9 protein-coding genes are annotated in these 12,545 nt (G+C 74.0%); 5 read left to right on the top strand and 4 right to left on the bottom strand.

What is annotated here, in order from left to right; translation table 11 throughout:
• Positions 1-43: 43 nt before the first annotated feature.
• A complete protein-coding gene (locus AB0M28_RS37765; RefSeq protein WP_365414894.1) occupies positions 44-2,626 on the bottom strand; it encodes an AAA family ATPase in 2,583 nt (860 codons plus the stop codon).
• Between the two features lie 371 nt (positions 2,627-2,997).
• On the opposite strand from AB0M28_RS37765, the gene AB0M28_RS37760 reads away from it, so the two are divergent.
• Positions 2,998-4,293 (top strand): hypothetical protein, encoded by a 1,296-nt coding sequence (locus tag AB0M28_RS37760; protein WP_365414892.1) that lies wholly within the window; start codon positions 2,998-3,000, stop codon positions 4,291-4,293.
• 6 nt (positions 4,294-4,299) lie between these two features.
• Complete coding sequence (locus tag AB0M28_RS37755; protein WP_365414890.1) at positions 4,300-4,926, top strand: hypothetical protein; 627 nt, start codon at positions 4,300-4,302, stop codon at positions 4,924-4,926.
• 79 nt (positions 4,927-5,005) lie between these two features.
• On the opposite strand, the gene AB0M28_RS37750 is transcribed toward AB0M28_RS37755, so the two are convergent.
• Positions 5,006-5,746 (bottom strand): SDR family oxidoreductase, encoded by a 741-nt coding sequence (locus AB0M28_RS37750; protein ID WP_365414889.1) that lies wholly within the window; start codon positions 5,744-5,746, stop codon positions 5,006-5,008.
• Positions 5,747-5,927: 181 nt separating this feature from the next.
• Between AB0M28_RS37750 and AB0M28_RS37745 the strand changes: the two genes are divergently transcribed.
• Positions 5,928-6,782 carry a S1 family peptidase gene (locus tag AB0M28_RS37745; protein WP_365414888.1) on the top strand — a complete coding sequence of 285 codons (855 nt, stop codon included), beginning with the start codon at positions 5,928-5,930 and terminating at the stop codon, positions 6,780-6,782.
• Here AB0M28_RS37745 and AB0M28_RS37740 read toward each other — a convergent pair.
• Together AB0M28_RS37740 and AB0M28_RS37735 are read right to left on the bottom strand one after the other, a co-directional pair.
• On the bottom strand, positions 6,769-7,359 hold the full coding sequence (locus AB0M28_RS37740; RefSeq protein ID WP_365414886.1) for a hypothetical protein: 591 nt from the start codon (positions 7,357-7,359) through the stop codon (positions 6,769-6,771). The genes AB0M28_RS37745 and AB0M28_RS37740 overlap by 14 nt on opposite strands.
• A 228-nt stretch (positions 7,360-7,587) precedes the next feature.
• Positions 7,588-10,374 carry an AAA family ATPase gene (locus tag AB0M28_RS37735; RefSeq protein WP_365414884.1) on the bottom strand — a complete coding sequence of 929 codons (2,787 nt, stop codon included), beginning with the start codon at positions 10,372-10,374 and terminating at the stop codon, positions 7,588-7,590.
• 126 nt (positions 10,375-10,500) lie between these two features.
• Between AB0M28_RS37735 and solA the strand changes: the two genes are divergently transcribed.
• Positions 10,501-11,661: an N-methyl-L-tryptophan oxidase gene (gene solA / locus AB0M28_RS37730; RefSeq protein ID WP_365414883.1), complete on the top strand. Its 1,161-nt coding sequence runs from the start codon at positions 10,501-10,503 to the stop codon at positions 11,659-11,661.
• Between the two features lie 64 nt (positions 11,662-11,725).
• Positions 11,726-12,514 (top strand): SAM-dependent methyltransferase, encoded by a 789-nt coding sequence (locus AB0M28_RS37725; RefSeq protein ID WP_365414881.1) that lies wholly within the window; start codon positions 11,726-11,728, stop codon positions 12,512-12,514.
• The last annotated feature ends 31 nt before the right edge of the window (positions 12,515-12,545 follow it).

Genomic DNA, 12,545 nt, shown 5'->3' with positions numbered 1-12,545 from the left:
CCCCGTCCGGCAGCGGCCCGGACGGGGGTTCGCGGCTACCGGGTCACGCCGCCTTCGGCAGCGTGTCCGCCTCGCCTCCGGGCCCTTCGGCGTCCTTGCCCTTCTCCGCGGCGGCGTCCTTGCCCTGCTCCTCCTCGGCGCCCTCGCCGTGGCGTACGGACAGGTGCAGCTCGTTGTCCACGACGTCCACCACGATCGTGTCACCCTCGTGGACATCGCCGCGCAGCAGCAGCGACGCGATGCGGTTGTCGAGCTCCGTCTGCAGGGTGCGGCGCAGCGGGCGGGCGCCGAACTCGGGCTGGTGGCCGAGGGCGACGAGGCGCTTCTTCGCGGCCTCGGTCACCTCCAGCTCCGCGCCCTGGCCGCGCACCCGGCGGCGGGTCTGCTCCAGCAGCAGGTCCACGATCTCCGTCAGGTCCTCCTCGGCCAGGCCGTGGAAGATGATGATCTCGTCGATGCGGTTGAGGAACTCCGGCAGGAAGCGCGCGCGCAGATCCTCCATCAGCTCCGGCTTGATGTCCTCCACGTTGCCCTTGTGGGCGAGGATCCGGTGCGCGCCGATGTTGGAGGTCATGATGACGACCGTGTTGCGGAAGTCGACCGTGCGCCCCTGCGCGTCGGTCAGCCGGCCGTCGTCCAGCACCTGCAGCAGCGCCGAGAAGACGTCCGGGTGCGCCTTCTCCACCTCGTCGAAGAGCAGCACGCTGTACGGCTGGCGGCGGACCTTCTCCGTCAGCTGGCCGGCCTCCTCGTAGCCGACGTAGCCGGGCGGGGCGCCGATCAGCCGGGAGACGGTGTGCTTCTCCTGGAACTCGCTCATGTCGAAGCGGATCATGCGGTGTTCGTCGCCGAAGAGGAGCTCGGCGAGGGCCTTGGCCAGCTCGGTCTTGCCGACACCGGTGGGGCCGAGGAAGAGGAACGAGCCGACGGGCCGGTTCGGGTCGGCCATGCCGGCGCGGCCGCGGCGCACCGCCTCGGAGACGGCCGTGACGGCCTCGTCCTGGCCCACCACCCGGCTGTGTAGGGCGTCTTCGAGCTTGAGCAGCCGCTCCTTCTCGTTCTCCGTCAGCTGGGCGACGGGGATGCCGGTGCGGCGGGAGAGGACCTCGGCGATGTCCTCGGCGGTCACCGCCATCACGCCCTCGCGGCGCTCGCCCACGCCGGCCAGCTCGGCCTCCGTCTCGGCGATGCGCTGCTTGACCTCACTCGCCTTGGCGTAGTCCTCGGCGGCGACGGCCTCGTCCTTCTCGCGGTTCAGCTTGGCCAGCTTGTCCTCGCGGCCGGTGACCTCGGTGGACTTACCGAGGGACTTCAGCCTCACCCGGGCGCCGGCCTGGTCGATCAGGTCGATGGCCTTGTCGGGCAGGAAGCGGTCGGAGACGTAGCGGTCGGACAGCTCGGCCGCCGCCACCAGCGCGTCGTCGGTGAAGCGGACCTGGTGGTGGGCCTCGTACGAGTCGCGCAGGCCCTGCAGGATCTCGATGGTCTCCGTGACGCTCGGCTCGGCGACCATGACCGGCTGGAAGCGGCGCTCCAGCGCCGGGTCCTTCTCGATGTGCTTGCGGTACTCGTCGATGGTGGTGGCGCCGACGACGTGCAGCTCGCCGCGGGCGAGCGCGGGCTTGAGCATGTTGCCCGCGTCCATGGCGCCCTCGCCGCCGGCGCCCGCGCCGACGACGGTGTGCAGCTCGTCGATGAACAGGATCGTCGAGTGCTCGGCGGCCTTCACCTCGTCGATGACGTTCTTCAGCCGCTCCTCGAACTCGCCGCGGTACTTCGCCCCGGCGACCAGCCCCGCCAGGTCCAGCGAGACGACCCGCTTGTCCGCCAGCGTCGAGGGGACGTCGCCGGAGACGATCCGCTGGGCCAGGCCCTCGACGATGGCGGTCTTGCCGACGCCGGGCTCGCCGATGAGGACGGGGTTGTTCTTGGCCCGCCGGGAGAGGATCTCGACGGTCTGCTCGATCTCCTCGGCGCGGCCCACCACCGGGTCGAGCTTGCCGGCCTTCGCCTCCTCGGTGAGGTCGCGCCCGTACTCGTCCAGGGTCGGGGTGCTGCTCGGCGCCTTGGCGGCGGGCGCGCCGCCCGCCCGCGAGGCGGCGTCGCCGGCCCGGCGCAGCCGGCCCGGGTCGGTGCCGTACGCCTCGAGCAGACCGGCGGCGCCGGAGTCGGGGTCGTCCAGGAGGGCGCCGAGGATGTGCTCCGGGCCGATGTACGACACACCGGCCGCCTGCGAGCGGGCGTGGGCGCCGATCAGCACGCGCTTGGCGGCGGGGGTGAGGCCGGGTTCGGCGGACGGGGTGGCGCTCTCGCCGGGCAGCGCCTTGGCGATCTCCGCACCCAGCTTCGCGGGGTCCACTCCCGCCTGGCTCAGCGCGCTGCGGGTGGGCTCCACCTGCGTGGACGCCCAGAGCAGATGCCCGGTGTCCAGGTCCTCGCTGCCGTCCTGCAGGGCGCGCCGCTCGGCGGCGGCGATCAGCTCCCGGGCCGAGTCCGTCAGCAGCCGCCCGATGGGCACGCGCTGGACCTGCGGCGGACCGGATTCGGGAGACATCCCGAAGAAGCGGTTGAGGATCTCGGAGAAGGGGTCCTGCGACCCGAACGAGCCGAACGGCATCGATGACACGGTGCGCTCCCGATGGTCGGCGACCGACCTGGAGGGCGCGGCCGAGCAAGGATTCCGGCCGCCGTCCGGATCGACGCCGGCCCACTCCGTCAGGGTCCGGCGGGGTGCTGCCGCCCGCACGGTCGGTTAGCCCGTCCGGGGGCCGTGACGCACCGTGACGACCGCCGTCTCCCGTGCCCGGCCGACGCCTCCCGCGCGTCACCTCCGCCCCTGTGGCCTCACAGGCCGATTGTGAGCCAATTACCCCTCCTTTTCCGGTCACTTATTCACCGATCACGCCTTCGCACCTGCGGTCGGCGCGCTGTGTCATGCCAGGATCGCGGCGCGTAACCGAATGAGTTCCCTATCAAGGAGGACATGTGCGAGGTCCGTTGCGAACCTCCACTCGCGGCAGCAGGAACGGCAGGCGGCTCGCCCTCGGTCTCGCGGGCTGTCTCGCCGCGGCGGCGCTCGCCCAGCCGGCGTACGCAGACCCCGGACCGGACGGGTCGGCGCAGCCGTTCGTGACGCCGATCGGCACCAAGGCCCCCGGCGCCGGCCAGCACGTCGCGGCGTTCGCCGACGTGCTGGGCGACACGGCGGGCGACGTGCTCCCGCTGGTCGCGGACACCGTCAGCGCGCTCGGCGAGGGCCACGGCTACGCCGGGCAGAAGGTGAACCCCGGGACCCGCTCCATAGACCTGTACTGGAAGGGCGCCGTCCCGGCCGACGTCTCGGCGTACCTCGCCGACAACGGCCGCGGGGTGAAGGTCAACGTGCACCGCACGGCCGCGTTCACGCGCGAGGAGGGGAAGGCCGCCGCGTCCCGGGTGACGCGCAGCGACCTCGCGAAGAGCGCGGACATCTCGTCGGCCTCGGTCAACCACGACGGTACCGGCATCACGCTGCAGATGGCGGGGAAGGCCCCGGGCGCCCAGCTCCGCAAGGAGATAGCGGCCGTGGCGGGCGTCGACGCCGGGAACGTGTCGTACGAGGAGAACGTCGGCCGGATCAAGAACCTGGCGACGCGCGCGAACGACTCCGCGCCCTGGTACGGGGGCGGCCGCATCGTCGTCAACGGCTTTGTCTGCTCGACCGGCTTCGCGGCGCTCTCCAGCGGCTCCGGCCGGCTGCTGACCGCCAACCACTGCGACCCGGAGGCCGACAACACCGTCTACGACGGCGGCGGCACGGCGATCGCGACCGGTGCGAACGTCTACGCGTACCCGAGCATCGACTCGCAGAGCATCGACCCGTCCGCCTCCCCCGCGACGAGCGCCCGGATCTACGTCGGCGCCTGGGACAGCTCCTCCTCGGCCTCGGTGAAGAGCTGGGCCAGCAACAACACCGGTGACGCGGTCTGCTCCGGCGGCGCCTCCACCGGCACCCACTGCGGCTCGATCACCGACGACGCGGTGACGCTGTCCGGCCTGAACGGCGGCTGGTACGTACGGGCCCGGGGCTCCGGCGCGTACATGGCGGGCGGCGGCGACAGCGGCGGCCCGATCTACCGCACGGTCTCCGGCGGCGTGCAGGCGCGCGGCACGCTGATCGCGGGCTACACGGCCTCCGCGACCAGCTGCGGCGCCCACAACCCGGACTCCAACCCGACGTGCTACGACGACATCGTCTATCTGCCGATCAGCGTCGCCCTGAACAGCTGGGGCTACTCGCTGGAAGTGGAGTAGACGGCGATGCCCCGGCGCGCCGTGGTGTGGCTGGCGGCCGGCACCGTCGCCGTCGGCTGCGTCGTGGCGGCCACCCTGGCGGTCGGCGGAGCGGCGGCGGAGGTCACCTCGGGCGGGGCACCGCGGCCGGCGGCCGGTGAGGCCGACGCCGGGTCGCGTGCGCCCTCGGACGCGGACGACGCCTCGGCGGCGGAGGGTCAGCGGGCGGCCGACCTGTCCGCCGTGGCCGACCGGCTGCGCCGGATGGGCCCGGGGTTCGCCGGCCTGAGGGTCGACGAGGGCACCCGGCGCATCACGGCCCACTGGGCCGGCCGGGTGCCGCGCGAGGCCGCCGCGTACGCGGAGTCCAGGCCGCTGGGCGCGACGATCGTGCTCGTCGCGGACGCGGCGTACACGCGCGCGGAGCTGCTCGCGGCCGCCGACCGGGTCACCCGCAGCACGGCGGGCCGGGACGCGGGCGTCACCTGGGCGGCACCGGACGGCGAGGACGGCTCCGGCCTCACGGTCGGCGTCGAGGGCTCCGCCCCCGGGGCCGCCGCGGCCGCCCGGCTGGCCCGTATCGCCGGCCTCCCCGCCGAGGACATCCGCTACGAGACGGACAGCGGTCTGACGAACCTCGACGGGGTGCGGTAGAAGCCCGCGGTCCGCTCCCCCCGTGCCGTACGGGCCAGGGGGAGCGGGCCGCGCCACTCACGTCGGTTCAGCGCGCCACTCACGTCAGGTTCAGCCCGCCGTCGAACACGATGACCTCGCCGGTGAGATAGCCGCTGGCGATCACCGACGCCACCAGTCCGGCCACGTCCGCCGGCTGGGCCGGGCGGTGCATGGGGGCGCGCTCGCGCCACAGTTCGTGGGCCTGGACCCATTCCTTCGTCATCGGCGTGTCCACCAGCCCCGGGGCGATCGCGTTGACCCGCACCTCGGGGCCGAGGGCCGCGGCCAGCAGCCGGGTGACGTGGTTGAGCGCGGCCTTGCTCGCCGCGTACGGGACGGACGAGCCCTTGGGGCGTACGCCGGCGTGGCTGGTGATGTTCACGATGCTGCCGCCGCCGGGGCTCTTCCGAAGGGCGGGCAGCGCCTCGGTGCACAGCACCCAGGGCGCGATCAGGTTGACCTCCAGCAGCCGGCGCCAGTCGGCCGGGGTGGCGGCGGCCAGATCGGCGTGCGGGATCGGCCAGCTGATGCCGGCGTTGTTGACCAGGACGTCGAGCCGCCCGTACCGGTCGAGCGCCGCCGCGACCAGCGCCCGCGCCTCGTCCTCCACCGCCAGATCCGCCCGCACGTACGCCCCGCCGAGCTCCGCGGCCAGCGCCTCGCCGGCGTCCGCGCTGCTGCGCGAGTGCACGACGACGCGCATGCCGTCCGCCGCGAGCCGCCGCGCGACGGCCTCGCCGATGCCTGAGGTGGACCCGGTGACGAGGGCGACCGGGCGGTCTGCCTGTTCGATGCTCATGCCACGGATCCTGCCACGGCCCCGACCTGGGCGTTCCGAACTCCCCCGGTGAACAACGTGTTACGGGTCTTGCGCACCGCGCGAGGTGAACGGAATACTCCGTTCAGTTTGTCAGGGACACGATGTGATCCGTCGTGATCCCTGTCCGTAGGTGCCCAGTTGACCGCCTGAGGAGGCCGTCTTGAGGTTCAAGCGCACCACCTTCGCCACCGCGATCGCATCCGTCCTGCTCGCCGCCGTCGGCGTCGGCGCCCCCGCGCAGGCCGCGCCGAGCCCGGCCCAGCAGGCCAGAGGCGCGGAGGCCGCCGTCGACGCCAGCGGCATCGACGGCATCGCGTGGGGCTACGACAAGCAGGGCCGGCTGCTGGTGACCGCCGACAGCACGGTCTCCGGCGCCGAGCTCGCCACCCTGCGGCAGACCGCCGCCCGCTACGGCGCCGGGATGCGGCTGGAGCGGACCTCGGGCGAGTTCAGCCCGAAGGTGAGCCCCGGCGACCCGATCTGGGGCGTCGGCGGCCAGTTCCTGTACCGCTGCTCGCTCGGCTTCAACGTCGTCAAGAACGGCACCTACTACTTCCTGACCGCCGGCCACTGCGCCAAGGACGCGAGCACCTGGTACACCGACCAGGCCCGCACCACCCTCATCGGCGGCAACGTCGGCTACAGCTTCCCGACGAACGACTACGCCCTGGTCAGCTACGACAACACCGCGCTCAGCCACTCCGGCGGCTACACCGCGGCCGACGCGTTCGTCGGCGAGTCGGTCACCCGCGACGGCTCCACCACCGGCGTGCACTCGGGCACGGTCACCGCGCTCAACGCCACCGTCCGCTACAGCCGCGGCGGCGGCACGGTCTACGGCCTCATCCAGACGACCGTGTGCGCCGAGAGCGGCGACTCGGGCGGCCCGCTGTACGACGGCAACAAGGCCATCGGCCTGACGTCGGGCGGCAGCGGCGACTGCACCTCCGGCGGTACGACGTTCTTCCAGCCGGTCACCGAGGCGCTGAGCGTGTACGGGGTCACCCTCCTGTGACCCGGAACCCGGAGACGACCGCGGCCGACAGCTCCCGCTGCGCCGGCCAGCGGTCCTCCGGGCCCGTCACCACGACCGCGTAGGACGCACCGCCCGCGGTGCGGAAGCGGACGTCGACGCCGCGGACCCCGTGCCCGGCCACGCCGTACCCGGTGGTGGTCGTCACCCGGTCCGCGGCCGACGTCCGCGCCAGCGTCCGGTAGCCGTCCAGCGTCCGGCGGCGCTGCCGTTCGGCCCGCTCCGCCGAGTCGCGCAGCGTCGGTTCGCAGACCTCGAAGACCTTCACCGTGATGCCGTGCGCACCGGGCTCCCGGTACGTCACCACGGCGACGTCCGGGTACGCGGGCCGGCGCTCCTCGTCCCGTGCCCAGTGCGCGGGCAGGCACAGGGTGAAGCCCGCGCTGTCGGCCACGGACCGTCCGCTCCCCGGCGTGCAGGGGGCGGCGGCCGTGGCGTGGGCCCGGGTCGGCTGCGCGGGCAGGTACTGCGTGAGCAGCGAGGGGTCCTGCGTGACGACGGCCAGGACGAGCGTCGTCAGGAGGGACACGGGCACGGGGATCGTGGCCGTACGTGTCATCGGCGTACCTCCTCGACGGGACTCGCGGCGAGGACTTGGGGGCCGGATCCGTTCCGGCCGCCGCGAGGTTCCACCGATGTTCCCCGGTCGCCGTGCCCGGGGAATCAGTCGGCGTGGCCGGGCTCGCGGAGGCGTACGCGGCACTGAGTGTACGAACCGGCGGGGGCGTCCGGCCGGTCACCGGACAACGGGGCCCGCGGGTCAGTCACATGACTGGGGTCAAACGGCTCAGGCGACCGGGTTCATGAGGGCGAGCTCGCGCCGCGAGGCGATGCCCAGCTTCGGGAACGCCTTGTACAGGTGGTATCCCACCGTCCGCGGGCTGAGGAAGAGCACCGCCGCGATGTCCCGGTTGCTCATCCCCGTGGCCGCCATCCGGACGATCTGCAGCTCCTGCGGGGTCAGGATGTCCAGCAGTCGCGCCGGACCGCCCCGGGTGCGGGCGGCGGGCACCGACTCCCCCGTCGCGCGCAGTTCGCGGCGGGCCCGCTCCGCCCAGGGCCTGGCACGCAGTGTCTCGAAGGTCTCCAGCGCCTGCCGGAGCTGGGCGCGCGCCTCACCGCGGCGGTGCGCGCGGCGCAGCCACTCGCCGTACAGCAGTTCCGTGCGGGCGCCTTCGAAGGGCAGCACGTCCTGCCGGTGCAGGGCGACCGCCCGGGCGTACAGCCGGTCCGGCTCGTCGCCGGGCGCCAGCAGCGCCTGCAGCCGCAGCGCCACCGCCCGCGGCCAGGGGCGGCCGGTGGCCCTGGCCCAGCCGGTGAACTGCTCGCACGCCGCGCGCGCCCGCCGCGGGTCGCCGCCGCGGGCCGCGGCCTCGACGTAGGGGGCCAGTCCGTAGGTGTGGTCCATCGCCAGATGGCAGCCGTGCCCGCCGATCACCGGCTCGAGCCGGCGCAGCGCCTCGTCGTACCGGCCGAGGCCGAGGTCCAGCAGGCTGAGGGCGTACAGGCACTCCACGCCCCGCTCCGAGGGACCCTCGCCGAGGATGTCGTCGGCCAGCGAGCGGCAGCGCTCCTCGTCGCCCTGGGTCGCGGCCGCGCACGCCAGCAGCCCGGTGAGATGGCCGGCGTAGTGCGTCTGCGCCGTGTCCTGCGCGATCCGCAGGCCCTCGGCGGCCGTCGTCTGCACGTCGCGGCAGCGGCCCAGGTAGAGCTGGGAGCGGGCGAGGTACATCAGGACGCGGGGCAGCATGCCGATCGCGCCCTGGTCGCGGCAGTCCTGGGCCAGCGCGACCGCCTCGTCGTGCGCGGTGTCCACGTCGGCCGTCCAGTGGAACCACCACTGCACCAGCCCCCGTTCCCACAGCCCGCGGCGCTGGCCGTCGTCGCACACCTCCCGCAGCAGCCGGCGTACCAGCGGCAGGCCGGTCTGCAGGTCCTCGTCCGCGAGATGGCGTACGGCGGACGCCAGCGCACCGAGCAGCGGGGTGGCCGCGGGGATCGCGGCGGCCTGCGCGGCGAGTTCGCGGGCGGCCTGCTGGCCGCCCTCGGCCCAGGCTACGGTCATCGCGTCCAGGCACATGAACGCCGCCTCGTCCGGGCTCTGCCGCACGATGCCCGCGGCGGCGGTGAGCAGCCGCCGGGCCCGGGCGGGCAGGTCGCGCTCGCCCGCGATGGCGGCCTGGACCCGGGCCAGGCGGGCCACGACGAGCGGGTCGGTGGCCCGCGGCAGGGCCTGGCCGGCGAGTTCCTCCGCGAGCGGCGACAGTCCGGCGCTCACGGCGGCGTCGGCCGCGGCGGCCAGCCGGCCGGTCCGGCGTGCGGGGTCGGCGGTGAGCTGCGCGGAGCGCTGCAGGGCGGCGGCGACGGCCGCGTACCCGCCGACGGTCAGGGCCCGTTCGGCGGTGGCCTCCAGCTCGGCGGCCACCTCGTCGTCGGGACCGGTGGCGGCCGCCGCCAGATGCCAGGCGCGGCGGGCGCCGTGCTCGTCGCCGCCGCGCAGCGCCTCGGCGAGCGCCCGGTGCACGGCGACCCGCTTGGCCATGGTCGCCTCGTGGTAGGCGGCGGTGCGCACCAGCGGATGGCGGAACTCCATCCGCCGCTCGGCGATCCGCACCAGCCCGGCGGCCTCCGCCGGTTCGAGGTCGTCGAGGCTCCCGTCGAGCAGGTGGGCGGAGCGCAGCAGCAGATCGAGGTCGCCGGTGTCGTCGGCCGCGGCGAGCAGCAGAAGCAGCCGGGTACGCGGCGGCAGCGCCTGGATCCGGGCGGTGAAACGCTCCTGGATCCGGCCGGGCAGCGGTTGCGCGGAGCCGAACGGTGTCGCCTCGAGGGGCAGTTCACCGGCGCGCTGCGCGGGGCTGAGGGCGCCGGGCAGCTCCAGCAGGGCCAGCGGATTGCCCTCGGCCTCGTCGAGGATCCGCTCCCGTACCTGTTCGGCGAGGTCCGCGGCGTGCCGGCCGAGGACCTCGGCGGCCGCCGCGCGGTCGATGCCGCCCAGCCACAGCTCCGGCAGCCCGGACGCCGGGAACGGGTGCCCGTCGCGGGCGGCGAAGACCAGCACCAGGCGTTCGGCGTCCAGCCGGCGGGCGGCGAACAGCAGCGCGTCGGCGGAGGTGCGGTCCAGCCACTGGGCGTCGTCGACGAGCACCAGCAGCGGCCGGTCCTCGGCGAGTTCGTCCAGCAGGGAGAGGGTGGCGACGCCGACGAGGAACCGGTCGGCGCCCAGGGCCTCGGTGAGCCCGAACGCGCCGCGCAGCACGGCCGCCTGCGGCGCGGGCAGCGCGTCGAGCCGGTCGGCGTACGTCCCGAGCAGCTGGTGCAGCCCCGCGAACGCGAGCTCCGCCTCGGCCTCGACGCCCACGCCGCGGACCACCCGCATGCCCTCGGCCCGCCGCGCCGCGTGGTCGAGCAGCGCCGTCTTGCCGATGCCCGCCTCGCCGCGGACGACGAGCGCGCCGCCGCTGCCTCCGGCGGCGTGGTGCAGCAGCCGTTCGACCTCCGCCGTCTCACGCTCACGGCCGGTCAGCGCGGGCTGCTCGTCCCGGCCGCCCGGACGCGCGGGTAACGGCTGAGACATACGGCGGATCCTCCCCCTGCCCACACGGGATCCCCGGGACCCCCGACACGCGATCTTCCCCTCCGCGGGGAGTTCTCTATGATTCCCGGCAGACGCTCGGGCCAACCTTACAAAGGAAAGGCTGACATGGGGGACTCCTACGACGTGATCGTGCTCGGCCTCGGCGGTATGGGCAGCGCCACGGCGTGGCAGCTCGCGGCGCGCGGCGCGCGGGTGCTCGGGCTGGAGAGGTTCGGGCCGGCGCACAACCGGGGCTCCAGCCACGGCGGTTCGCGCATCACCCGGCAGTCGTACTTCGAGGACCCGGCGTACGTGCCGCTGCTGCTGCGCTCGTACGAGCTCTTCGAGCGGCTGGAGCGGGACAGCGGTCTGGCCGGCATCTCCGTGCTGTGCGGCGGGGTCATGGTCGGTCCGCCCGACAGCCGCACCGTGGCGGGCGCGCTGCTCTCCGCGCGCACCTGGGACCTGCCGCACGAGCTGTACGACGCGAAGGAGCTGCGCCGCCGCTTCCCCACCCTCACCCCGCAGGACGACGAGGTCGCCCTGTGGGAGGCGAAGGCCGGCCTCGTCCGCCCGGAGCGCACGGTCGAGGCGCAGCTGGCGCTGGCCGCGCGCGGCGGTGCCGACCTGCGCTTCGAGGAGCCGGCCGACGGCTGGGAGGTGCTGCCCGGCGGCGGTGTGCGGGTGACGACGGGCCGCGGCACGTACACGGCGGGGCAGCTGGTGGTCTGCCCGGGCGCGTGGGCGCCGCAGCTGCTCGCGGAGCTGGGGGTGGAGATCACCGTCGAGCGGCAAATCATGTACTGGTTCCAGCCGCGGGGCGGCACGCACGCGTTCGAACCGGAGCGCCACCCCATCTACATCTGGGAGGACGCCGCGGGCGTCCAGATCTACGGCTTCCCCGCGATCGACGGGCCGGAACTGGGCGCGAAGGTGGCCTTCTTCCGCGGCGGCGGCACGGTGTGCACGCCGGAGACGATCGACCGCACGGTGTACGACCACGAGGTGCGGGCCATGGCGGACCAGGTCGCGGGCCAGCTCCCGGATCTGCCGGGCACCTTCCTGAAGGCCGCCACCTGCATGTACTCCAACACCCCGGACGAGCACTTCGTGATCACGCGGCACCCGGCGTATCCGGAGTCGGTCACGGTGGCGTGCGGCTTCTCGGGCCACGGCTTCAAGTTCGCGCCCGTGGTCGGGGAGATCACCGCCGATCTCGCCCTGGACGGCCGCACGGCCCATCCGATCGGCCTGTTCGACCCGGCGCGCTTCGGGAGCCGGGAGTGATCCGGCTCCGTCACAACCGGTAAGGAACTGGCGCGACTTCCCCGGACAGGGAATCATGGCGGCCGTGACCACCAACCCCATCGACCCCACCGTCCCGCACAACGCCCGGGTCTGGAACTACTGGCTCGGCGGCAAGGACAACTACGCGGCCGACCGCGCGTTCGCCGACCGGATGGCCGAGCTGCTGCCCGTGATGCCGCAGCTGGCCAAGGCCGACCGGGCCTTCCTGCGCAGGGCGATGAGATATCTGACCGACGAGGCGGGCATCCGGCAGTTCATCGACGTGGGCACCGGCCTGCCCACGGAGGGCAACACCCACGAACTGGCCCAGCGGATCGCCCCCGAGTCGCGGGTGGTGTACGTCGACAACGACCCGCTCGTACTGGCCCACGCCGAGGCGCTGCTGACGTCCGGCCCGCACGGCGCCACGGCGTACCTGCACCAGGACGCCCGGGAGCCGGAGGGCATCCTGACGGGCGCCCGCGAGACGCTGGACTTCGGCCGGCCGGTGGCGGTGCTGGGCCTGAGCGTGCTGCACTTCCTCGACGACGCCGAGGTGAAGACCACGGTGCGGACGCTGATGGACGCGGTGCCCTCCGGCAGCTTCCTGGCGGTCGCCCACGCCACCACGGAGTACGCCGACCCCCACGACCTGCGCGGCCTGCAGCACTGGAACACGCACTCCCCGACGCCCATCCATCTGCGCAGCCGCGAGGACCTGACCGCGCTGCTGCTGGAGGGCCTGGAGCTGCTGGAGCCGGGCATCGTCTCCTGCGGGCGCTGGCGCGCGGACGACATCTGGCGGGACGCCCCCGAGGTCCCGCAGTTCGGGCTGGTGGCCCGCAAGCCCTGAGCCCACGGAGGACAGCGGAACGCGACCGGCC

The sequence above is a fragment of the Streptomyces sp. NPDC051940 genome, assembly GCF_040680895.1.
Classification (GTDB): Bacteria; Actinomycetota; Actinomycetes; order Streptomycetales; family Streptomycetaceae; genus Streptomyces.
The sequence above is the reverse complement of the archived record's forward strand: the minus strand, read 5'-3'. Positions and strand labels throughout refer to the sequence as shown.